The following is a 23,554-nucleotide window of genomic DNA, read 5'->3' on the forward strand; positions in this document are numbered from 1 at the left end:
GACCGCCGACGGGCGACCGATGCACCGCAAAGAAGCCGCAGCGGCCCGTATCCGACCCTGAGGGTGTCCTCCACCTTCAGGAGGTGGGGTCAGCACCACCCGTACAACCTGAGGCGGACACCGCTTCGGGACCTGGGGCCGATCCGCGACAGTAGTGCCCGCTCCTAGCGTGGACCTATGACCACGCCAGTCTGCACAAGCGCTTCGAAGGCCGCCGCGCCGGTGGCTTCGTACACGCCGAACGCGCGCTATGCGACCTACTCATCGTTTTCGTCGTACGTACGGGCGCGGGGGCCCGTGCTGCTGCGAACCGCCCGCTCGCTCACCGCGAACCCGAGCGACGCCGAGGACCTGCTGCAGACCGCGCTCACGAAGACATATGTCGCGTGGGACCGGATCGAGGACCACCGGGCACTCGACGGCTATGTCCGCCGCGCGCTGCTCAACACCCGCACCTCGCAGTGGCGCAAGCGCAAGGTCGACGAGTTCGCGTGCGAGGAGCTGCCCGAGCCGGAGACCGTGCCCGCGCCCGATCCCGCCGAGCAGCAGGTGCTGCACGACGCGATGTGGCGAGCCGTGATGAAGCTGCCGGACCGGCAGCGGGCGATGGTCGTGCTGCGTTACTACGAGGATCTCAGCGAGGCCCAGACGGCCGAGGTGCTCGGGGTTTCGGTCGGCACGGTCAAGAGCGCGGTGTCGCGGGCGCTCGGCAAGCTCCGCGAGGACCCGGAGCTGTCGCCCGTACGCTGAGCGGCCCCGGGCCGTACTGCCTGCTCAACCCCTTCTGCCCCTCCTGATGCCCCAGCCCCTGCTGTTTCCGCACTGATCTTCCGGCGCCGATTGATTACCTCCGGGTAGTGACATACCGCGCGGTACGTGAGCAGAATCTTCCCACCCTTACTGCCACGTAGCGCTAGCGCCCACCGGGAGGACGCCGTGCTGAGCACCATGCAGGACGTACCGCTGACTGTGACCCGCATCCTTCAGCATGGGATGACGATCCACGGAAAGTCGCAGATCACCACCTGGACGGGAGAGGCCGAGCCGCAGCGCCGCAGCTTCGCGGAAGTCGGCGAGCGGGCCACCCGACTGGCCAACGCCTTGCGCGACGAGCTCGGGATCGACGGCGACCAGCGCGTCGCCACCCTCATGTGGAACAACGCCGAGCACGTCGAGGCGTACTTCGCGATCCCCGCCATGGGTGCCGTACTGCACACCCTCAACCTCCGCCTCCCCGCCGAGCAACTGGTGTGGATCGTCAACCACGCCGCCGACCGGGCCGTCATCGTCAACGGCTCCCTGCTGCCGCTGCTCGCGCCGCTCCTGCCGCATCTGCCGACGATCGAGCACATCGTCGTCTCCGGCCCCGGCGACCGATCGCTCCTCGAAGGCGCCCAGGCGCAGGTGCACGAGTACGAGGAGCTGATCGCCGGCCGCCCGAGCACGTACGACTGGCCGGAGCTGGACGAGCGCAGCGCCGCCGCCATGTGTTACACCTCCGGCACCACCGGCGACCCCAAGGGTGTCGTCTACTCCCACCGCTCCATCTATCTGCACTCCATGCAGGTCAACATGACCGAGTCGATGGGGCTGACGGACCGGGACACCACGCTCGTGGTGGTCCCGCAGTTCCACGTCAACGCCTGGGGCCTGCCGCACGCCACGTTCATGACCGGCATCAACATGCTGATGCCCGACCGCTTTCTGCAGCCCGCGCCGCTCGCCGAGATGATCGAGCGCGAGAAGCCCTCGCACGCCGCGGCCGTCCCCACCATCTGGCAGGGGCTGCTCGCCGAGGTCACCGCCAACCCCCGGGACCTGAGCTCCATGAAGCAGGTCACCATCGGCGGTGCGGCCTGCCCGCCGGCCCTGATGGAGGCGTACGACAAGCTCGGTGTGCGGCTCTGCCACGCCTGGGGCATGACGGAGACCTCCCCGCTCGGCACGATGGCCCACCCGCCGGCGGGCCTCAGCGCGGAGGAGGAGTGGCCGTACCGCGTCTCCCAGGGCCGTTTCCCGGCGGGCGTCGAGGGCCGGCTGGTCGGCCCGGGCGGCGACATCCTGCCCTGGGACGGCACCTCGGCCGGTGAGCTGGAGGTGCGCGGCACCTGGATCGCGGGCGCGTACTACGGCGGCGCGGGCGGCGAGGACTTCAGGCCCGAGGACAAGTTCAGCGAGGACGGCTGGCTGAAGACCGGCGACGTCGGCGTGATCAGCGCCGACGGCTTCCTGACGCTGACCGACCGGGCGAAGGACGTCATCAAGTCCGGCGGCGAGTGGATCTCCAGCGTCGACCTGGAGAACGCGCTGATGGCACATCCGGCGGTCGCCGAGGCGGCGGTCGTCGCGGTCCCGGACGCCAAGTGGGGCGAGCGGCCGCTGGCGACGGTGGTGCTCAAGGAGGGGGCGAGCCCGGGCTACGAGACGCTGAAGGCTTTCCTCGCCGAGAAGATCGCGAAGTGGCAGGTGCCTGAGCGCTGGGCGGTGATCCCGGCCGTTCCGAAGACGAGCGTCGGCAAGTTCGACAAGAAGGTGATCCGCAGGCAGTACGCGGACGGCGAGCTGGACGTGACGGAGCTGTAGCTCGGAGCTGCAGGACGTGTACGGAAGGGGCGGCGGCCACAACCGCCGCCCATTTCGCGCTAGTTCGTACCGATCTTCGCCAGCAGGTCGACGATGCGCGCCTGCACCTCGCTGCTCGTGGAGCGTTCCGCCAGGAAGAGCACCGTCTCCCCCGACGAGAGCCGCGGCAGCTCCGCGCGGTCCAGGCCCGCCGAGGTGTAGACGACCAGCGGGGTGCGGTTCAGCTGGCCGTTCGCACGCAGCCAGTCGATGATCCCGGCCCTGCGGCGTCGTACCTGCATCAGGTCCATCACCACCAGGTTCGGCCGCATCTGAGTCGCGAGCGTGACCGCGTCGGTGTCCGCCCCGGCGCGCGCGACCTGCATACCGCGGCGCTCCAGCGTCGCCGACAGCGCGAGCGCGATCTCCTCGTGCTCCTCGATCAACAGCACGCGCGAGGGGTGCTGTTCGCTGTCGCGCGGGGCCAGCGCCTTGAGCAGTACGGCAGGATCCGCGCCGTAGGCGGCCTCCCGCGTCGCCTGCCCCAGACCGGCCGTCACCAGCACCGGAACCTCCGCCGCCACCGCGGCCTGGCGCAGCGACTGCAGCGCGGTCCTGGTGATCGGGCCGGTCAGCGGGTCGACGAAGAGCGCCGCCGGGAAGGCCGCGATCTGCGCGTCGACCTCCTCACGCGAGTGGACGACCACCGGGCGATAGCCGCGGTCGCTCAGCGCCTGCTGGGTGGAGACGTCGGGCGCGGGCCAGACAAGGAGACGGCGCGGGTTGTCCAGCGGCTCCGGGGGCAGTTCGTCGTCGACGGGCTGCGGCTGCGGCTGGTTGGCCACCTCGACCGCGCCGCCCGGGCCGTCCAGCGGCTCGGGGCCCTCAGCGCCCTCGTCGGGGGCGCCGATTGCGTACGCCCGGCCCTCGGCCCGCTCGGCGGGCATCAGCGAACCGGTCTGCGCCACAGCTTGTGGGGCGGACTGCGGGTGCGGACGGGCGGACGGTTCGGAACGCTCGCCGCCCGGCGGCGTGGATAGCTTCCGGCGCCGCCCGGAGCCGAGTGTCTGGTTCTGCTTCTCGGCGATCTGCTGCGAGAACGGCACGCCCTGCCCGAGCGTGCGCACGCTGAAGGCCCGTCCCTGCGAGGCGTCGGCCGGAACCGGAGCCTCGGCGGGCAGCGGCTGCGCGGCCCGCGGCGCGGCGGGTTCGGCGGCGGGCACCGGCACCGGCAGCGATACGGAACCGGTCGCCTGAACCGTCTCGCCGGCGTTGAGCGCGGGGTTCTGCAGGGACGCGGCCTCGCCGGCCGTCGCCGTGTGAGGTCCGGTCGGGTCCCCGGCGGCGAGCGCCGCGAGACCGCTGCCCGCGGTGCCGTTCTCCGCCCAGTCCGCCTGCACATCGGACGACGGCTGAGACGTCTCGGCGGGCAGCGGCTGAGCCTCCTTGCGGGCCCGGCGGCGGCCCGTCGGCTCCGGGTGCTGCTGCGGCGGCGTGTGGTGCTGGGTGCCCGGTTCGGTGCGTACGGCGTCGTGCCGGCCCGGCAGCGAGGCGTCGGCCTCACCCGCCGTCGGCGGAATCCGGTCGGCCTCGGCCGGGGGCAGCGCGAACGCCGTGCGTCCGGCCTCCACCTCGGCCGGCGCGGTCGCCAGCGCCCGCCTGGCGCGTCGACCCGCGGCCGGAGCAGGAGCAGGGGCCGCGCTCGGGGCGGACGGCAGCTCGGGCAGCCCGCCTTCCGGACGCCGCGCGCGCCGCCCCGACGGACCTGTGCCATGCGCGTCGACGGGAACGCCCTGCGGCGGCACCGTCTCACCCAGCGCCGCGCGCCCGGTCGATGCCGCGCCCTCCGCGGCCGTCACCACCGAACCCTCGGCGGGCCGCGGGCCCGCTCCCGCGGCGACCGCGACAGCCTCCTCGGCAGGGCTCGGCCGCCCGCGCCGCCGCCCGGTCCCGCCGTTCCCTCCGTTCCCGGAATTCCCCTCGCCTGAATCCTGGGCCGGGATCAGCTCCTGCTGCGGCTCTCCCGCATGGCCCCGGCGCCGACCCGTCGGCTGCGCGGCCACCGGGTCCTCCATGGCCACGGGGCTCTCCAGGAACGCATCCGTCGAGGCCCGCCGCGCGCGCCGCCGCCCGCCCCCGCCGCTCGAGGCGGGGGAGCCGGTCTGCTGCTCGGGCAGGGCAAGCGCACCGGGACCGCCCGCCGGGGGAGCCGTCACCGTCCCCGAGCCCTCGCCGAGCGGCACCTCCAGGACGTACGCGCTGCCGCTCATCCCCGGCACCTCGTGCGTCTGCAGTACTCCGCCGTGCGCCCGTACGATCCCGCGCACGATCGGCTCGTGCACCGGGTCTCCCCCGGCGTACGGCCCGCGCACCTCGATCCGTACGACATCACCGCGCTGCGCCGCCGCGACCACGACCGTCGAGTCCACATACCCGCCGCCCGGGACCACCCGGGCCTTGCCGGTCGAGTCGACTCCGGCCACGTCCGCGACCAGATGCGCGAGCGCCGTCGCCAGACGTCCCCCGTCCACCTCGGCCTCTATCGGCGGCGCGTGCACCGCGAACTGCGCCCGCCCGGGACCGATCAGCTCGATCGCACCCTCGACACCCGCCGCCACGACGCCGTCGAGCAGCACCTTTGCCTTACGAAGTTCCTCGGCGCCCGTGTCGAGCCGCTGATAACCCAGGACATTGTCGACAAGTGTCGTCATCCGGGCATATCCGGCGGCCAGATGGTGCAGGATCTGGTTGGCCTCGGGCCACAGCTGCCCGGCCGGATCGGCGGCCAGCGTGCCCAGTTCGGCGCGCAGTTCCTCCAGCGGGCCGCGCAGCGACTCACCCAGGACGGCGGTCAGCTGGGCATGCCTGGCGGCCAGCTCCTCGTACCGGTCCGTCCGCTCCTCGATCTCGGCGGCGTACCGCTCCGACTTGTCCGCGAGCTCCGCCGACAGCCGCTCGGTCGTTGCCGCGAGCTCAGCCGACAGCCGCTCGGTCGTCTCCACGATTTCGGCCGTCAGGCGCTCAGTTGTCTCCGTGAGCTCGGCCGTGTGCTGCTCGGCCTGCTCCTCGTACGGACGCCGGTCGGTGAAGGTCATCACGGCGCCGACGAGCTGGTCGCCGTCCCGTACCGGCGCGGTCGTCAGATCGACGGCCACCTTCGAGCCGTCCTTCGCCCACAGCGCCTGCCCGCGCACCCGGTGCTTGCGACCGGACTTGAGGGTGTCCGCGAGCGGCGACTCCTCGTACGGGAAGGGCTCGCCGTCCGCGCGCGAGTGCAGGATCAGCGGATGCAGCTCCTGGCCGCCGAGGTCGCTCGCCCGGAACCCGAGGATCTGCGCGGCGGCCGGATTGACCAGCACGACCCGCCCGTCGGTGTCCGTCCCGACGACACCCTCGGACGCGGCCCGCAGGATCATCTCGGTCTGCCGCTGCGAACGCGCCAGCTCCGCCTCGGTGTCCACGGTGCCCGACAGATCCCGTACGACGAGCATCAGCAGCTCGTCTCCGGTGTAGCTGCTGCCGTACGAGTCGTACGCCTCGCGCCCGTCCTCAAGGCTCGCGCTGGTGACCTCGACCGGGAACTCACTGCCGTCCGTGCGCCGCGCGATCATCCGGGCGGGCTTGGTGCGCCCCCGGTCGTCGGCCGCCTCGGGCCGTCGCATGGAGCCCGGGATCAGCCGGGAGTCGAAGGAAGGCAGCAGATCGAGCAGCCCGCGTCCGACGAGTGCGGTGCCGGCGCTCTCGAAGAGTTCGAGGGCGATGGTGTTGGCGTTGACGACTGTGCCGTTGCAGTTCACGAGCACGAGCCCGTCGGGGAGCGCGTCGAGTATGGCTGCGAGGCGAGCAGCGCCTCGGGATGGCCTGCTGCTCACGACGACGGTTCCTCCCTGACCTACTGCATCTTGCGGACGGCCGGTCCCATCTTGCCTCTCGGGCCTCAGCCTGTCACTGGAGGGAGTCTAAAGGCAGCGGATGCGCGGGGGGCGGCGGATGAGGGGGAGCTCTCACCAAGGTTGTGTGCACATGGCGTACGCCCTGGGCCTATGACCTGGTGTTCGGCAGTACGGGCTGCATGCTCTGCCAGCGCGAGATTTCGCAGCCGTTGGTCCGGTTGAAGGTGGCGTCCACATCCCGCCCCCGCCAGGTTCCGGTGATGTGCGCGGTCTCGGAACCGCCCATCTGCTGCGTACACATCTGGTCCTGCGGCACTGGCGCGAACGGGTCCTGACCCTCGCGCGCGAACTCGTCCAGCCGGTCGCAGGCAGCCTGCGCCGAGGGGTGGTCCCCGCCGGTCGGCCCGCACTCCAGCTCGTACATCCCGTCGGTCCGCGCGGTGTCGGAGACGGTCACGGTCAGCTGGTCGTCGGCCGGCGAGGACAGCAGCGGCAGGGGCACCGCCACCGGCACCGGCAGCGGAAGCGGCAGGGGCGACGCCCCGGCGGCGGGCACGGCGGCGACCAGCGCGGCGACGGACGCGGTTGCGGTGAGGACGATGCAGCGCAGCATGGGAACTCCTGGAGCTGGAGAGTCACGGTTCCGTCCGGGGCGCGGGGCGCCCCGGCATCTCTAACGCTCCGTGCGCCGCGGCGTTGCGCAACCGCAGAAGCGCTTTGCTCTGTGGCCCGCGTGCCTAGTACCGTGGACAGCGATTGGTGACACCCCGCGTGGCTGTGTCATCATCTGCACGCACCATTCGCGCTCGCGCGGGTGGGCTGGAGGCGTCGCCTAGTCCGGTCTATGGCGCCGCACTGCTAATGCGGTTTGGGTCTTAAAGCCCATCGAGGGTTCAAATCCCTCCGCCTCCGCCAGTTGATCACCGAAGCCCCGTCCTGATGGCCGGGGCTTCGGTCGTTTCGTGCGGGCGTTTTTGTGGCGCTTCTGCGGTGTTTTCGCAGGTCAGGCGAGGTGTGCTTAACGGATTTCACCTGACGGCGCAGGTCATGTAATGTTGTTCCCGCAACGCCGACCAGGCAGAAAAGCCCGGGCGGTGACACCAGCGGCCAAGGCCGCGGGCAAGCACTCGTAGCTTAACGGATAGAGCATCTGACTACGGATCAGAAGGTTGCAGGTTCGAATCCTGCCGAGTGCACACAGCTGAGAGGCCCCCCGGAGAAATCCGGGGGGCCTCTTGCGTTGCGAGATGTGCCCGGGCGCTGGACGTTTGTAGCGTGCGGGAACTCGCGATCATCGAGGCGCCGTCCGTCCTCGGGCTGCGGCCGTCCGGAGTCGAGGCGCTGCCACAGGCGCTGCTCGGCGCTGGGCTGGTGGAGGGACTCGGGGCCGTCAGGGGCGGGCGGGTCGAGGCCACCGCGTACGAGACGAGGCGTGACCCGGAGAGCGGGGTGCTCAATCCGGGTGGCATCGCGCGGTACTCCGGCAGGCTCGCCGACGCCGTGGGTGGCGTCCTCGACCGTGGGCTGTTTCCCCTCGTCCTCGGTGGGGACTGCAGCATCCTGCTCGGGAATCTGCTCGCGCTCAGACGACGCGGGCAGTACGGACTGCTGTTCCTCGACGGGCACACCGACTTCTACCAGCCGGCCGCGGAGCCGACCGGTGAGGTGGCGTCGATGGAGCTCGCGCTTGCGACGGGCCGGGGGCCGCGGGTGCTCGCCGACCTTGAAGGGCTTGGGCCGTTGGTGCGGGACGAGGATGTCGTCGCCCTCGGGTTCCGGGATGCCGGGGAGTCGGCGGATGCCGGGATGCAGGCGCTGCCGCTGCAGTTGTGCGCCGTCGACCTCGACGGGGTGCGGGCGGTGGGGGCCGCTGCGGCGGCGCGGCAGGCCGTGGGGCGGCTCGGGGAGTACTGGGTGCACCTCGACGTCGATGTGCTGGACGACGCGGTGATGCCCGCCGTCGACTACCGGCTTCCCGGCGGGCTGAGCTGGACCGAGCTGGAGAGTGTGCTGCGGACGGCGCTGGGGGACGAGCGGGCCGTCGGGTTCGATGTGACGATCTTCAATCCCCGTCTCGATCCTGACGGGAGCATCGCCGCGCGGCTCGTCGAGTGTCTGCGCCGGGGGCTGTCGGTACGGACCGGCCAGAGCTGAGCCGGGGTTGGGCCGCGGGGACCGAGCCGGGGCCGAGCCGGGCGCCGCCGGTGTCCGTGCGCTCCGGTAACGTCCCCGTTTTCGGCCGGAGGTGTGTGTATGGCGTGGCGCTGCGCAGGGCTCAGCTGGCCGCGAGGGACCCGGATTCCCGTGCTGGGCTGGGAGGGCGGACGGGTCAGTCCGCTCACCGCCGGGAAAGAGCTCGGGTTCCGGGCCGAGGGCGAGCGGCGGTGTGTCGGGGCGCGGGGGAATCCCTGTCCGCTCGGGGCCGTCGTGGTGGGGCGGGCCACGCAGGGGCGGTGTGCGGAGTGCGCGCGGCTGGACCGGGCGCACTCGGTGGCTGCCGACACCATCGCCGACGACCCCAGGACGTACCGCGTGTATCTCGCCTGGTTCGGGCCGGGGATGGTCAAGGTCGGCATCACGGCCGAGACGCGCGGGCCCGCGCGCCTGCTCGAGCAGGGGGCCGTCGTCTTCAGCTGGCTGGGCCGCGGGCCGCTGATGGCCGCGCGGCGGACGGAGGAGCTGCTGCGCAGTGCGCTGGGGGTGCCGGACCGGATTCCGTACGCGGACAAGCGCGCCGTGCGGGCCGCGCTGCCCGGGGCGGCGGAGCGGGCCGCGGAGATCGAGGAGCTGCACCGGCGCGCGGTGGGGCTCGCCGGGTGGGCCGAGTCGCTGGAAAGGATGGACTTCGAGGCGGTCGACCATGCGGAGGTGTTCGGGCTCGACGGGCTGCCCGCCGCGACCGGGATCGTGCGCGAGCTGGTGGACGGCGGCGTCGTCGCCGGGCGCCTGGTGGCCGCCGCCGGGCCCGATCTGCATCTGCGGACCGCGGAGGACGGTCTTGTCGTGCTCGATACGCGTCTGATGACCGGGTGGTCGCTCATCGGCGCCGGGTCGGGGGAGGGCGTGACGGTGCCCCTGCTCGACGTGGCCGGCGGAGCCGTTCAGGACGGGCTCTTCTGACCGGATGGTCAAGTGTTGGATCCCCTTTGGATCCCTTACTGCAATGAGGCTGGACACCTCCCTGGCCGGGAACGGAGGGTGGGCGTCATGAGCATTCAGAGCATCAGGCCTGTCGCAGCGCATGAACCGCCCTACTACACAGTGGTCTTCACCTCCGTCCGTCCTGACCGGCCCGAGGGGTACGGCGAGACCGCCGAGCGGATGAAGGAACTGGTGCAGGAGGTGCCCGGGTTCCTCGGGTACGAGTCGGCCAAGACTCCCGGCGGGCTCGGGATCACCGTCGGCTACTTCAGGGACGAAGAATCCATCGCCGCCTGGCAGCGGAATCTGGAGCACCAGGCCGCGCAGAAGCGCGGACGTGCCGAGTGGTACGACAGCTACAGCGTGCATATCGGCAAGGTGGAGCGGAGTTACGACTTTGAGCGAGGCTAGCGAGGCTGGTGTGGCCGGCGAGGGCAGCGAGGCCGAGGACGTACGCCGGTTCTGGCAGCGGCTCGGACTTCCCGGGCTCGTCGACGTACACACGCACTTCATGCCCGAGCAGGTCCTCAAGAAGGTGTGGGCGTACTTCGATGCCGTAGGACCGCTGACCGGCACGGAGTGGCCGATCGCCTACCGGCACGAGGAAGAGGAACGCGTCGCGCTGCTGCGGGAGTTCGGGGTGCGCTCCTTCACCTCGATGCTCTATCCGCACAAGGCGGGCATGGCGGCCTGGCTGAACGGCTGGGCCGCCGACTTCGCGGAGCGCACCCCCGGCTGTCTGCACACCGCCACCCTCTTCCCGGAGGACGGCGTCGAGCGGTACGTACGGGATGCGGTCGAGCGCGGGGCGCGGGTCTTCAAGGCGCACCTCCAGGTGGGGGCGTACGACCCCAATGACGCGCTGCTCGACCCCGTATGGGGACTGCTCGCCGAGGCGGGGATGCCGGTGGTGATGCACTGCGGGTCCGGGCCCGTGCCGGGCAAGCACACCGGGCCCGAGCCGGTGGGGCGCCTGCTCGCGCGGCATCCGCGGCTGCGGCTGGTCGTCGCCCACATGGGGATGCCGGAGTACACCGACTTCCTCGATCTTGCGGAGCGGTACCAGGAAGTCCGGCTGGACACGACGATGGCGTTCACGGACTTCAGTGAGAGCCTCAGCCCCTTCCCGGTCGTGGAGCGGGCCCGGCTGCTCGCGCTGGCGGACCGGGTGCTGCTGGGGACGGACTTCCCGAACATTCCGTATCCGTACGTCCATCAGCTCGAGGCGCTGGAGCGGCTGGAGCTCGGCGACGACTGGCTGCGCGCGGTGTGTCACGACAACGGCGCAGTGTTGTTCGGGCTTCGCTAGCGTTCTCACCCGGAGATCTCACCCAGCTCTCACCCAGCGTTTTCTCAGGGAATTCACAGCAAAGGGCAAGGACCCTCTCAGGGCGGGGCCGCAGGGTGACGAGCATGACCGCGACCTCGCCCCACGGGCGTACCGAAATGCTCAGGCCCGACGGCAGCCCCGTCCGGGTGCTCGTCGTGGACGACGAGGCGGCGCTGAGCGAGCTGCTGTCGATGGCCCTGCGCTACGAGGGCTGGGAGGTCCGCAGCGCCGGGGACGGCGCGGGCGCGGTGCGTTCCGCGCGCGACTTCCGGCCCGACGCGGTGGTGCTCGACGTGATGCTGCCCGACATGGACGGGCTCGCCGTGCTGGGGCGGTTGCGGCGCGAACAGCCCGAGGTGCCGGTGCTCTTCCTCACCGCACGGGACGCGGTCGAGGACCGGATCGCCGGGCTGACGGCGGGCGGCGACGACTATGTCACCAAGCCGTTCTCGCTGGAGGAGGTGGTGGCCAGGCTGCGGGGTCTGATCCGCAGGTCGGGGGCCGCCACCGTACGCAGCGAATCCCTGCTGGCCGTCGGGGACTTGACCCTCGACGAGGACAGCCACGAGGTCAGCCGGGGCGGCGAGTCCATTCATCTGACGGCGACCGAGTTCGAGCTGCTGCGCTTTTTGATGCGCAATCCGCGGCGGGTGCTCAGCAAGGCGCAGATCCTCGACCGGGTGTGGTCGTACGACTTCGGCGGGCAGGCCAATGTCGTCGAGCTGTATGTCTCGTATCTGCGGAAGAAGATCGATGCGGGGCGGCCGCCGATGATTCACACCCGGCGCGGGGCCGGTTATCTGATCAAGCCGGGTGAGTAGTGCGCAGCGCCCGCGGGGACGGCGGCGCAGATGGTCGCTGCGGACGCGGCTCGTGGTCTCGGCGGTGGCGCTGATCGCGGTGGTGTCGGCGGTGATCGGCACGGTCACGACGATCGCCTACCGCACCTATCTGTACGGGCAGTTGGACACCCAGCTGGGCACCGTCGGCATGCGTGCCTCCGGCCCGCCGGGACCGATCGAGGACCGGCCGCTCGCCGGCATGCCGTCCGAGAGGGAGCCGCTCGGTTTCGTCACCGGCGCCGGTACGCCGGTGGGCACGGTCGGGGCGCAGCTTGCCACCAGCGGCAAGGTTGTCCTGGCCGTGGCGAGCATCGAACCGAAGACGGACGCGCTGGGGCCGCGCCAGAGCCCGCTCACCGAGGCACAGTCCAAGGCCCTGGCCCAAGTCCCGCGCGACGGCCGTCCGCACACCCAGGGGCTGCCGGGCCGGGGCGACTACCGGGTCGAGTACGTCACCGGGGTCCGCGGCTCCTACCTCGTCGGTGTCCCGCTGAGCGACGTACAGGACGCGCTGGGCACGCTGGTGCTTGTCGAGGTCTCTGTCACCGGCGCCGGGCTGATCGCCGCCGGGATCGCGGGCGCCGCCCTGGTCGGGGTCGCGCTTCGGCCGCTGCGGCGGGTCGCCGCGACCGCGACCCGGGTCTCCGAACTGCCGCTGCACAGCGGTGAGGTGGCCCTGCACGAGCGGGTCCCGGACGCCGAGGCCGATCCGCAGACCGAGGTCGGTCAGGTCGGCGCTGCGCTCAACCGGATGCTGGGGCATGTCGGTTCGGCGCTCGCGGTGCGGCAGGAGAGCGAGACGCGGGTGCGGCAGTTCGTCGCGGACGCCAGCCATGAGCTGCGGACGCCGCTGGCGTCGATCCGCGGCTATGCCGAGCTGACCCGGCGCGGCCGCGAGGACGTCGGCGCGGACACCCGGCACGCACTGGGGCGGATCGAGGCCGAGGCGACCCGGATGACGGGCCTGGTGGAGGATCTGCTGCTGCTCGCGCGTCTCGATGCCGGACGCCCGCTCTCGTACGAGAGCACTGATCTCTCGCCGCTCGTCGTGGACGCGGTGGGTGATGCGCAGGCGGCGGGACACGACCACAAGTGGCGTCTGGAGCTACCGGTCGAACCGGCGACGGTGCTGGGCGACAGCGCCCGGCTCCACCAGGTGCTGGTCAATCTGCTCGCGAACGCCCGTACCCACACACCATCCGGCACGACCGTCACCGCGCGCGTGCGATGCGGCGGCCCGAACGTCGTGCTCGAGGTCGAGGACGACGGTCCGGGGATTCCGCAGGACCTGCTGCCGCACATCTTCGAACGGTTCGCGCGCGGCGATGCGTCGAGGTCCCGGAACGCCGGAAGCACAGGGCTCGGGCTGGCGATCGTGCACGCGGTGGTCGCCGCGCACGCAGGCACGGTGGGCGTGCGGTCCGAACCGGGGCGCACGGTCTTCTCCGTGGGAATGCCGGCCGCGTACACGGCACGGGACGACTCACAGACGGCCCACAGGCACATCACACAGGCGTGACAGCGCGGCCGCCGAGTGTCGTGTCATGCGAACCGATACCCCAAGGGGGACTCTTCCGGCCCGGGAGCATCTGCTCGCCCACACGGCCGGCCGGCCCGTACTCGACGTCGTGATCCCGGTCTACAACGAGGAGAACGACCTCGAACGGTGTGTGCGCAGGCTGCACGACCACCTCGCACGCACCTTCCCGTACGGCTTCCGGATCACCATCGCCGACAACGCGAGCACCGACAGCACGCCCCAGGTGGCGGTCCGGCTCGCCCACTCGATCGCCGAGGTGGAGGCGTACCGGCTGGAGGAGAAGGGCCGGGGCCGGGCGCTGCGCACCGTGTGGTCGCACTCCGACGCTCCCGTACTCGCCTATATGGACGTGGATCTGTCCACCGACCTCAACGCACTGCTGCCGCTGGTCGCACCGCTGATCTCCGGGCACTCGGATCTCGCGATCGGGTCGCGGCTCGCGCGCTCGTCGCGCGTGGTGCGCGGGCCGAAGCGGGAGTTCATCTCGCGGGCCTACAACCTGATTCTGCGCGGATCGCTCGCAGCACGGTTCTCCGACGCCCAGTGCGGATTCAAGGCGATACGGCGTGAGGTCGCCGAGCGCCTGCTGCCGATGGTCGAGGACACCGGCTGGTTCTTCGACACCGAGCTGCTGGTGCTGGCCGAGCGCGCCGGGCTGCGGATCCACGAGGTGCCGGTGGACTGGGTCGACGACCCGGACTCGACGGTGCACATCGTGAGCACGGCGACCGAGGACCTCAAGGGCGTCTGGCGGGTGGGGCGGGCACTGGCGGTCGGCGCGCTGCCGCTGGACCGACTTGCGCGGCCCTTCGGGGACGATCCGCGCGACCGGCAGCTGAGCGGGGTCCCGGGCGGTCTCGCCCGGCAGCTGGTCGGCTTCTGTGTGGTCGGTGCGCTCTCCACGCTGCTGTATCTGCTGCTGTATTCGCTCTTCAGGGCGGGGGCCGGGCCGCAGATCGCCAATGCGGGCGCGCTGTTGCTGTCCGCCGTCGCGAACACGGCAGCGAACCGGCGGCTCACCTTCGGGATCCGTGGCCGGGAGCTCGCCGTACGCCATCAGGCGCAGGGCCTGGTCGTGTTCGGCATCGGGCTCGCGCTGACGAGCGGCTCGCTGGCGGCACTGTCGGCGGCCGCCGGACATCCGTCGCACGCCACCGAGCTCACGGTCCTGATCGCGGCGAACCTCGCGGCGACGATGCTGCGCTTCCTGCTCTTCCGGGCGTGGGTCTTCCCGGACCGGCGCGACGACGAGGTCGCTGCCGACGAGCCCGCTGCCGACGAGCCCGCTGCCGACGCGTGCGCCGACTCCGAACTTCCGTACAGCGTAAGGAACTCACGATGACGACGACTCTTCCGCACGACGGGCTCGCAGTGGCGGACAGCCCAGGCCATGCCCGCACCCGCAGCGCCCCGGGCACCCGGATCTGGCGCGGCCGGGCCGACGACGCCGCCTGGGTCCGGCCCGCCTTCCTCGGACTTCTGCTTCTCACCGCGCTGCTCTACCTCTACAACCTGAGCGCGTCCGGCTACGCCAACTCCTTCTACTCCGCCGCCGCCCAGGCGGGCAGCGAGAGCTGGAAGGCCTTCTTCTTCGGCTCGTCCGACGCGGCGAATTCCATCACCGTCGACAAGCCCCCGGCCGCGCTCTGGCCGATGGCTCTGTCGGTACGGCTCTTCGGGCTCGGCTCCTGGCAGATCCTCGTTCCCGAGGTGCTGATGGGGGTCGCGACGGTGGGTGTGCTGTACGGCGCCGTACGCCGGCGCTTCTCCCCCGCCGCGGGCCTGATCGCGGGCGCGGCGATGGCCGTGACACCCGTCGCCGCGCTGATGTTCCGCTTCAACAACCCGGACGCGCTGCTCGCGCTGCTGATGACGGTGACGGTGTACTGCGTGCTGCGCGCCCTCGAAGGCGCGCGCACGAAGTGGCTGGTCTGGGCAGGTGTGGCGGTCGGTTTCGCCTTCCTGACGAAGACGCTGCAGGCGTTTTTGATCCTGCCGCCGCTGGCTCTGGTGTACGCGGTGTGCGCACCGACGACCCTGCGGCGGCGGCTCGGCCAGCTCGCCCTGGCCGGACTCGCGATGGTCGTCGCGGGCGGCTGGTGGGTGGCGATCGTCGAGCTGTGGCCCGCGTCCTCGCGTCCGTACATCGGCGGCTCGCAGAACAACAGCTTCCTGGAGCTGACCTTCGGCTACAACGGCCTCGGCCGGATCAACGGCAATGAGACCGGCAGCGTCGGAGGCGGTGGCGGGGGCCGTGGTGGCGGCGGCTGGGGCGAGACCGGCATCGACCGGATGTTCGGCGGGAGCATCGGCGGCCAGATCGCCTGGCTGCTGCCCGCCGCGCTGCTCCTGCTCGTCGCGGGGCTCGTTGTCACCTGGCGGGCCAAGCGCACGGACACCGCGCGGGCCGCGTTCCTCGTCTGGGGCAGCTCACTGCTGATGACCGCGGGGATCTTCAGCTTCATGGCGGGGATCTTCCACGAGTACTACACGGTGGCGCTGGCGCCGTACCTCGCCGCGCTCGTCGGCATGGGCGCGACGGTGCTGTGGGAGGAGCGGCGTTCGGTCCTCGCGTCGGCGGCGCTGGGCGGCACGGTCGCGGTGACGGCGTACTGGTCGTACACGCTGCTCGGCCGGAGCACGGCCTATCTGCCGTGGCTGCGGTGGGCGGTGCTGATCGGTGGTCTGGCGGCCGCGGCCGGGCTGCTGCTCGCGAGCCGCGTCGGGCGTCAACTGGCCCTGGGGGCGGCGGCTGTGGGGCTCGCGGCCTCGTTGGCCGGGCCCGTCGCGTACACGCTGACGACCGTGAACGAGGGCCACGCGGGCTCGATCGTGACGGCGGGACCGGCGGTGGCGGGCGGCCGCGGCGGCCCGGGCGGTGGTGGTCCAGGTGGCCGTCTCGGCGGTGACGGTGCGCGGATGCTGCCTCCGGGCCAGCAGGGTGGCGCCGTGCCGGGTGGCGGTACGGGGCAGCCCCCGACCGGCGGTCAGACGGGCCAGGGCCAGGGGCAGGGCCGGGCGCAGGGACAGATGCCCGGAGGCATCCCCGGTGCCGGGCAGGGCGGCCAGGCCGGACAAGGCCAGGGCGGTATGGGACGCGGCGGCATGGGCGGCCTCCTCAGCGGCGCGAACGTCAACGCCAAGGTCGAGGCCAAGCTGAAGCAGAACGCCGGCGACTACACCTGGGCCGCTGCGGCCATCGGCTCCCAGAACGCCGCCAGCTATCAGCTCGCCACCGAGAAGCCGGTCATGGCGATCGGCGGCTTCAACGGCAGCGACCCGTCGCCGAGCCTGGCGCAGTTCAAGCAGTACGTCGCGGACGGGAAGATCCACTACTTCATCGCCGGTGGTCAGGGCGGCGGGCCCGGCGGCAGTGGAAGCTCCGGGATCACCACCTGGGTGGAGTCCACCTTCACCAAGGTCACGGTGGACGGCACGACCCTCTACGACCTGACCGACCAGAAATAACCCTATACGGCGTATAGGAAATCCTTGTACGGTGTACGGGATCACATCCCGTACACCGTACAAGGAGCGTGTATGACGGCAACGACTGCCGAGACGGACCTGGCCACCACCGGCCGCCACCCGCAGCGCTGGCTGATCCTCGGCGTCATCTGCCTCGCCCAGCTCACCGTGCTGCTCGACAACACCGTCCTCAGCGTCGCGATCCCCTCCCTCACCCGGGAGCTCGACGCCTCCACGGCCGACATCCAGTGGATGATCAACGCCTACTCGCTGGTCCAGTCGGGACTGCTGCTCACCGCGGGCAACGCCTCCGACCGCTACGGCCGCAAGAAAATGCTGGTCGCGGGACTCGCGCTGTTCGGACTCGGCTCGCTGGCCGCCGGACTCGCGCAGTCCGCGACCCAGCTGATCGCCGCGCGCGCGGGCATGGGCGTCGGCGGCGCGCTGCTGATGACGACGACCCTCGCGGTCGTCGTCCAGATCTTCGACGACGCCGAACGCGTCAAGGCCATCGGCCTCTGGTCCACCGTCAACTCCCTCGGCTTCGCGGCGGGTCCGCTGATCGGCGGGGTCATGCTCGACCACTTCTGGTGGGGTGCGATCTTCCTGGTGAACATCCCGGTGGCGGTGATCGGTCTTTTCGCGGTCGTCGCACTCGTACCGGAGTCCAAAAACCCGCAGGGCGACCGGCCCGACCTGCTCGGTGCGCTGCTCTCCACGGTCGGCATGACGGCCGTCGTGTACGCGATCATCTCCGGGCCCGGGCACGGCTGGACGTCCGGACAGGTCCTCGCCTCAGGGGCGGTGGGACTTCTCGTCCTCTCCGTCTTCGTCCTCTGGGAGCTGCGCATCCCGTATCCCATGCTGGACATGCACTTCTTCCGCAACCAGCGCTTCATCGGGGCGGTCGCGGGAGCGATCCTCGTCGCCTTCGGCATGGGCGGCTCGCTCTTCCTGCTCACCCAGCATCTCCAGTTCGTGCTGGGGTACGGGCCGCTGGACGCCGGTCTGCGTACGGCGCCGCTCGCGCTCACCGTCATCGCCCTCAACCTGACCGGCGTGGGCGCGCGGCTGCTGCCGAAGCTCGGCACTCCCGGAACCATCGCCGCCGGAATGACGCTGGTGGCGGCCGGTCTCGCGGCGATCGCGGTGCTCGGCGGCGACGGGTACGGGGGGATGCTGCTCGGGCTCGTCGTGATGGGCGGGGGTGTCGCACTCTCCATGCCCGCGATGGCCAACGCCATCATGAGCGCGATTCCGCCGGAGAAGGCGGGGGTCGGCGCGGGCGTGAACGGCACCCTCGCGGAATTCGGCAACGGGCTCGGGGTCGCCGTCCTGGGCGCCGTACTGAACTCCCGCTTCGCCGCGCTCGTGCCGACGGTCGTGGGCGCCGCCTCCCTCCCGGCAGCCCTCGCCGCGGCGGACGGCCCCGCGGAACGCGTCCGCATCTGCGACGCCTTCGCCTCGGGCCTCCAGACGAGTCAGCTGGTCGGCGCGGCCGCCGTACTCGCCGGCGGGCTGCTCGCCGCGATGCTGCTGCGGCGGGCCGAGCGGGAAGACTCACCCAGGGCAGCGGCATAGCATCGGAGTCGGGGGGCGAACCGAGGAGGATGCGCGATGGTGAGTGCGGCCGACCGCGCGAAAGGTCCCGCGCGGACCAGCGTGTGGCTGGACGGCAAGGCTGACCGGGACCGCGGCCGCAAGTCGGGCACCCGCGACCAGCCGGCCGGTCTCGACCGCGACAAGATCATCGAAGCGACGGTCAGGCTCCTCGACACCGAGGGCGCGTCCAAGTTCTCGATGCGCCGCCTGGCCGCGGAGCTGAACGTCACGGCGATGTCGGTCTACTGGTACGTGGACACCAAGGACGACCTGCTGGAGCTCGCGCTCGACTCGGTCTTCGGCACGCTGCCACTGCCGGACGTGGGCGCGGCGGCGGAGTGGCGCGAGCAGCTGCGCGAACTGGCCACGGGGTACCGGGCGTTGCTGGTCCGCCACCCGTGGGTGTCACCGCTGATCGGTACGTTCCTGAACATCGGCCCGAACTCGATGGCGTTCTCGCTGGCCGTCCAGCAGGTGATGCGCAACACGGGCCTGCCGCCGCACGGGCAGATGGGCGGGCTTTCGGCGGTGTTCCAGTTCGTGTACGGGTTCGGAACGATCGAGGGGCACTTCATTCAGCGGTGCGCGGCGGCGGGGATGAGCCAGGACGATTACTTCCGCGAGGCGATGGGGACGGTGAGCGCGCAGCCCCAGTTCCGGGAGATGCTCGAGAGCGCGACGGAACTGATCGAGGCGCGGGGCGGGGACACGGTGGAGGAAATGCGGGAGAGGGACTTCGGCTTCGCGCTGGAGATGCTGGTGGCGGGCATCGAAGCGATGGTTGCTCGCGCGTAGGGTGACGGCGCGGCGGCCGGGGCGCGGGCCTTGAGGTCCCCTGTGCGGGCCTTGAGGTCCGCTGCGCGCGGACCCGCACCGTCAGGCGTCGCTCAGCCTCGCCGGAAAGCCCCCCGTCGCCACCGGCCCCCAGCGCTCCACCGTCACCCGGATGATCGACTTGCCCTGCTTCACCATCGCCTCCCGGTACTCGTCCCAGTCCGGGTGCTCCCCCGCGATGTTCCGGTAGTACTCCACCAGCGGCTCCACCGAGTCCGGTGCGTCGAGTACCTCCGCCGTGCCGTCGATCTGGACCCACGGGCCGTCCCAGTCGTCCGACAGGACGATCACGCTGACCCGGGGGTTCCGCCGGGCGTTGCGGGTCTTCGCGCGTTCCGGGTACGTGGAGATCACCAGACGGCCCGCGTCGTCCACCCCGCACGTCAGCGGGGACCCCTGCGGGGTGCCGTCCGCGCGGGTCGTCAGAAGGATCGCCCGGTGACGTGGGCGTACGAACTCCAGCAACTCGTCCAGTTCCACCGCAGTGTTGGTGGCGATGTTGGGTGCCATGCGGCGAAGCCTATTCCTCAGGCCGCCGGAACCGACTCGCCCTGGACCGCCTGGATCGCGAGTTCCACCTTCAGCGTCGTCCCGATCGCCGAGATCCCCGCCTGCACCACCTGGTTGTAGTTCATCGCGAAGTCCTCCCGCTGCAGCTCGGCCGTCGCGCGCAAGGCCGCCCGCACCCCGCCCCACGGATCGGGCCCCGTCCCCAAGTACGCCAGGTCCAGATCGACTTCGCGGACGACGCCGTGCAGGGTGAGCGTGCCGTGGACGGTCCAGCGGTCCGTGCCCGCCGCAGTCAGGCCGTGGCTGCGGTACGTGATCTCGGGGTACCGCTCGACGTCCAGGAAGTCCGCCGAGCACAGGTGCTTGTCGCGCAGGCCGTTGCCCGTGTCGATCGACGACGCCTGGATGACCGCGTCCACGCGGGACTGCGTCAGATCGGGCGCGATCGTGACGCGGCCGCCGAAGTCCGTGAAGCGGCCGTTCACGCTGGAGATCCCCAGGTGCTGCGCCACCGCGCCGACCGACGAGTGCGCCGGGTCCACCGACCAGGTGCCCGGCGGGGGCAGTTCCACGCCGCCCTGGCGGGCGAGTATCACCGTGCCGACCTCCGCCCGGCCGCTCGCCGTCACCATCGCGGTGGATGCGGCCGGTGCGTATCCGAGCGCGGTCACGATCACCGTGTACGGGCCGGGCACCAGGGGATCGGCCGTGGTCACCGCGCCCTCCCCGTCCGCCGCAGCCCGCAGCACCTGCGCGCCCGTCATGTCGGTCACCGTGACGACCGCGTGCTGGACCGCCCAGCCGTCCCGCGTCCGTACCTGTGCGTGAAGTCCCATCCCGTTTCTCCTTGCGCAAAGAGCAGGGGGCGGCAGGCCGTCCCCTGCCTGCCGCCCCGGTCCCGGCCGCGCCTCCGCTCGGAACGCGGCCGGGAGATCAACTACTCGCCGGGGTGGGCGAGTTCGATGTCGTGACCGTCGACGCCGTGACCGGCCACGGTCAGCGCGCCGGCCACCGGCGGGTATCCGGTCGCGATGACCGTGTACTCGCCGGAGTCGAGGTCGGCGAAGGCGTACGCGCCGTCCTCCCCCGTCGTCGCGGTGGCGATCACATTCCCCGCGGCGTCGACGAGCGTGACCCGGGCGTCGGCCAGCGGACGCCGGCCGGCCCCGCCGCGTACGGCGCCCTGGACCAGCGCGCCGGCCTGGAGGGCCACCTCGACGCGGGTGACGCCCTGGCCGCCGATCTCCACCGGCAGCGCCAGCGGCCGGTAGCCGTCGGCGTTCACCGCGACGGTGACCGAACCGGGCACCAGCTCGCCGAAGGCGAACTCGCCCTGCTCCGCGCTCTTCCCGGTCGCCAGCACATCGCCGCGTACATCCGTCACGACGACCATCGCGCCCTCCACCGGCGCTCCGCCTTCGGCGGCCCGCACGGTCCCGGCGAGACCGCTGGTGCCGGAGAGGAGGATGTCGTAGGCCAGCGGCTCGCCGCCCACGACCACCGTGGACGCCTGCGGCTGGTAGCCGTCGGCGGAGGCGATCAGTACGTACGAGCCGGCGCCCGGCGCGTCCAGTGCGTAGCTGCCGTCGGCCTGGGCGACCGAGCGCCCGAGCTGCCGTCCGGCGGGGGAGATGAGGGTGATGGCCGCGTGGGCCACGGGCGCGCCCTCGTTTTCGCGCACCACACCGCGTACGGCGGTCCCGGCGACGACCGCCGCGACCGGTGCCTGGGCCTCCACAGCCGCCGGGACCTCTGCGGTCTCGACCTGCTCCGGCTTCGCGTGGCTCTTCAGCGCCACCTCCTTGATGAACAGCGTCACCAGGAAGGCCAGCAGCGCGAACGGCGCCGAGTAGAGGAAGACATCGCCGACACCGTGTCCGTACGCGCTCTCCATCACCGTGCGGATCGGCGCGGGCAGCTTGTCCAGATCGGGAATGCCGCCGCCCGCCGTGCCGCCGTGGCTCAGCGCCGCGCCCTGCGGGCCCAGTTCGGCGAGTCCGTCCTTGACGTAGTGGGTGACCCGGTTGGCCATGACCGCGCCCAGTGCCGAGACACCGACCGCACCGCCCAGCGAACGGAAGAAGGTGACGACCGAGCTGGCCGAGCCGAGGTCTTCCGGAGCGACCTGGTTCTGCGTGCAGAGCACCAGGTTCTGCATCATCATGCCGAGGCCGAGACCCATCACGGCCATGAAGACCCCGATGTGCCAGTACTCGGTGTCGTACCGCATGGTGCCGAGCAGCCCGAGGCCGGCCGTCACCAGCACGCCGCCGCTGACCAGCCAGGCCTTCCAGCGGCCCGTCTTGGTGATGATCACGCCCGAGACGGTCGACGAGATGAACAGGCCGGCGATCATCGGGATCGTCATGACGCCGGACATCGTCGGCGACTTGTCACGCGCAAGCTGGAAGTACTGGCTGAAGAAGACGGTGCCCGCGAACATCGCGACGCCGACGAAGAGCGAGGCCAGCGAGGCCAGCGTGATGGTGCGGTTGCGGAACAGCCGCAACGGGATGATCGGCTCGCTCGCCTTCGACTCCACCAGGAGGAAGATCGCGCCGAGCACGATCGCGCCGCCGACCATCGCGTACGTCTGCCACGAGATCCAGTCGTACTTGTCACCGGCGAAGGTCACCCAGAGCAGCAGCAGCGAGACCGCCGCGCTGATGAAGAAGGCGCCCGACCAGTCGACCTTGACCTGACGCTTCACGACCGGGAGCTTCAGGGTCTTCTGCAGGACGATCAGCGCGATGATCGCGAACGGCACGCCGACGTAGAAGCACCAGCGCCAGCCGAGCCAGTCGGTGTCGGTGATGACGCCGCCGAGCAGCGGGCCGCCGACGGTGGCGACGGCGAAGGTCGCGCCGAGGTAGCCGCTGTAGCGGCCGCGCTCGCGCGGGGCGATCATCGCGGCCATCACGATCTGCGCGAGGGCCGTGAGACCGCCGACGCCGATGCCCTGAACAACGCGGCAGGCGATGAGCATGCCGGTGTTCTGCGAGAGCCCGGCCACCACCGAGCCCGCCACATAGATGATCAGCGCTATCTGGACCAGCAACTTCTTGCTGAAGAGGTCCGAAAGCTTGCCCCACAGCGGGGTGGTCGCGGTCATCGACAGCAGCGCCGCCGTCACCACCCAGGTGTAGGCGCTCTGCCCTCCGTCGAGGTCGGTGATGATCTCCGGCAGGGCGTTGGAGACGATCGTGGAGGACAGGATGGCGACGAACATGCCGAGCAGCAGCCCGGACAGTGCCTCCATGATCTGTCGGTGTGTCATCGGCGCGCCGTCGGCGGAGGACTGGCCTCCGTGCTTGGCGTGGCCGCCCCGCACACCGGTCGGTGTGGTCGTAGCCATGAACTTCCTTCACTCTTCTTATGCGGGTGTACGGGTGGGGTGGTGGGCCCGGCAGTCGCCGAAGCTGTCGCGGAGCCGGGCCAGCATCACGATCAGCTGTCCGACTTCTTCGTCGGACCAGTCCTTGAGGTTCTGGGCGAACATGTCGGCCGTCCGCTGGGCGAGCTCGTCGAGCATGTCCAGCCCTGCGGGGGTGAGCCGCAGGATCCGGGAGCGTTTGTCTCCCGGGTCGGGGAGCCGTTCGATCCAGTCGCGTTCCGCGGCGTGCGCGACATGGCGGCTGGTGACCGACATGTCGACGGCGAGGAGTTCGGCCAGCCGGCTCATCCGCATCTCACCGTGCCGGTCGAGCAGGGTGAGTACGGCGGCCGAACCGGACGGGCACTCGGCGGGCAGCATCCGCGCGAGGTCGCGCTTCACGGCGCCGATGGCGCTGATCTGACGGGCCAGCTCCGCGTACTGACTCTGTGCGGCCAC

The 23,554-nt window shown here is 71.2% G+C and carries 18 protein-coding genes and 2 tRNA genes; 14 read left to right on the forward strand and 6 right to left on the reverse strand.

Going from position 1 to position 23,554, the window contains the following annotated elements:
* Positions 1-177: 177 nt before the first annotated feature.
* Positions 178-750 carry a SigE family RNA polymerase sigma factor gene (locus ABZS64_RS18160; RefSeq protein WP_355830121.1) on the forward strand — a complete coding sequence of 191 codons (573 nt, stop codon included), beginning with the start codon at positions 178-180 and terminating at the stop codon, positions 748-750.
* Positions 751-936: 186 nt separating this feature from the next.
* Positions 937-2,583, forward strand: coding sequence for a long-chain fatty acid--CoA ligase (locus ABZS64_RS18165; protein ID WP_355830124.1), 1,647 nt, complete (start codon positions 937-939; stop codon positions 2,581-2,583).
* A 59-nt stretch (positions 2,584-2,642) separates the two neighbouring features.
* Here the strand turns inward: ABZS64_RS18165 and ABZS64_RS18170 are convergent, their stop codons facing one another.
* Complete coding sequence (locus ABZS64_RS18170) at positions 2,643-6,434, reverse strand: PAS domain-containing protein (protein WP_355830127.1); 3,792 nt, start codon at positions 6,432-6,434, stop codon at positions 2,643-2,645.
* 169 nt (positions 6,435-6,603) lie between these two features.
* The gene (locus tag ABZS64_RS18175; protein ID WP_355830130.1) at positions 6,604-7,068 is read right to left on the reverse strand and encodes an SSI family serine proteinase inhibitor; all 465 of its coding nucleotides are present in this window, start codon (positions 7,066-7,068) and stop codon (positions 6,604-6,606) included.
* A gap of 208 nt (positions 7,069-7,276) precedes the next feature.
* On the opposite strand from ABZS64_RS18175, the gene ABZS64_RS18180 reads away from it, so the two are divergent.
* The 12 genes from ABZS64_RS18180 (at position 7,277) to ABZS64_RS18235 (ending at position 19,173) form a co-directional block, all read left to right on the forward strand.
* Positions 7,277-7,370: transfer RNA gene (locus tag ABZS64_RS18180), tRNA-Ser, on the forward strand.
* A gap of 208 nt (positions 7,371-7,578) precedes the next feature.
* Positions 7,579-7,651 (forward strand) — tRNA-Arg (locus tag ABZS64_RS18185).
* A 79-nt stretch (positions 7,652-7,730) separates the two neighbouring features.
* A complete protein-coding gene (locus ABZS64_RS18190) occupies positions 7,731-8,609 on the forward strand; it encodes an arginase family protein (protein WP_355830133.1) in 879 nt (292 codons plus the stop codon).
* 99 nt (positions 8,610-8,708) lie between these two features.
* A complete protein-coding gene (locus tag ABZS64_RS18195) occupies positions 8,709-9,575 on the forward strand; it encodes a DUF2797 domain-containing protein (protein ID WP_355830136.1) in 867 nt (288 codons plus the stop codon).
* Positions 9,576-9,662: 87 nt separating this feature from the next.
* Entirely contained in the window at positions 9,663-10,007 is a 345-nt protein-coding gene (locus ABZS64_RS18200; RefSeq protein WP_355830138.1) for an antibiotic biosynthesis monooxygenase, read from the forward strand.
* Positions 9,994-10,905, forward strand: coding sequence for an amidohydrolase family protein (locus tag ABZS64_RS18205; protein ID WP_355830140.1), 912 nt, complete (start codon positions 9,994-9,996; stop codon positions 10,903-10,905). Before ABZS64_RS18200 ends, ABZS64_RS18205 begins: the two co-directional genes overlap by 14 nt.
* Before the next feature lie 104 nt (positions 10,906-11,009).
* Positions 11,010-11,747 carry a response regulator transcription factor gene (locus ABZS64_RS18210; RefSeq protein WP_355830143.1) on the forward strand — a complete coding sequence of 246 codons (738 nt, stop codon included), beginning with the start codon at positions 11,010-11,012 and terminating at the stop codon, positions 11,745-11,747.
* Entirely contained in the window at positions 11,740-13,287 is a 1,548-nt protein-coding gene (locus tag ABZS64_RS18215) for a HAMP domain-containing sensor histidine kinase (protein ID WP_355830146.1), read from the forward strand. The genes ABZS64_RS18210 and ABZS64_RS18215 overlap by 8 nt, the downstream gene beginning before the upstream one ends.
* Positions 13,288-13,312: 25 nt before the next feature.
* On the forward strand, positions 13,313-14,650 hold the full coding sequence (locus ABZS64_RS18220; RefSeq protein ID WP_355830149.1) for a glycosyltransferase: 1,338 nt from the start codon (positions 13,313-13,315) through the stop codon (positions 14,648-14,650).
* On the forward strand, positions 14,647-16,776 hold the full coding sequence (locus ABZS64_RS18225) for a glycosyltransferase family 39 protein (RefSeq protein ID WP_355830150.1): 2,130 nt from the start codon (positions 14,647-14,649) through the stop codon (positions 16,774-16,776). The genes ABZS64_RS18220 and ABZS64_RS18225 overlap by 4 nt, the downstream gene beginning before the upstream one ends.
* Positions 16,777-16,848: 72 nt before the next feature.
* Positions 16,849-18,357 (forward strand): MFS transporter, encoded by a 1,509-nt coding sequence (locus ABZS64_RS18230; protein ID WP_355830153.1) that lies wholly within the window; start codon positions 16,849-16,851, stop codon positions 18,355-18,357.
* Between the two features lie 36 nt (positions 18,358-18,393).
* Positions 18,394-19,173, forward strand: a complete 780-nt coding sequence (locus ABZS64_RS18235; protein WP_355830156.1) for a TetR/AcrR family transcriptional regulator — start codon at positions 18,394-18,396, stop codon at positions 19,171-19,173.
* Positions 19,174-19,254: 81 nt separating this feature from the next.
* Here ABZS64_RS18235 and ABZS64_RS18240 read toward each other — a convergent pair whose 3' ends face one another.
* The 4 genes from ABZS64_RS18240 to ABZS64_RS18255 form a co-directional block, all read right to left on the reverse strand.
* A complete protein-coding gene (locus tag ABZS64_RS18240; protein ID WP_355830159.1) occupies positions 19,255-19,722 on the reverse strand; it encodes a PPOX class F420-dependent oxidoreductase in 468 nt (155 codons plus the stop codon).
* A 17-nt stretch (positions 19,723-19,739) separates the two neighbouring features.
* A complete protein-coding gene (locus tag ABZS64_RS18245) occupies positions 19,740-20,558 on the reverse strand; it encodes a YceI family protein (RefSeq protein WP_355830162.1) in 819 nt (272 codons plus the stop codon).
* Positions 20,559-20,659: 101 nt separating this feature from the next.
* Positions 20,660-23,077 carry an MFS transporter gene (locus ABZS64_RS18250; RefSeq protein ID WP_355830165.1) on the reverse strand — a complete coding sequence of 806 codons (2,418 nt, stop codon included), beginning with the start codon at positions 23,075-23,077 and terminating at the stop codon, positions 20,660-20,662.
* An 18-nt stretch (positions 23,078-23,095) separates the two neighbouring features.
* A complete protein-coding gene (locus ABZS64_RS18255) occupies positions 23,096-23,554 on the reverse strand; it encodes a MarR family transcriptional regulator (protein ID WP_355830167.1) in 459 nt (152 codons plus the stop codon).

The organism is Streptomyces sp. NPDC005408 (assembly GCF_040606445.1).
In the GTDB taxonomy this organism is placed as follows: domain Bacteria; phylum Actinomycetota; class Actinomycetes; order Streptomycetales; family Streptomycetaceae; genus Streptomyces.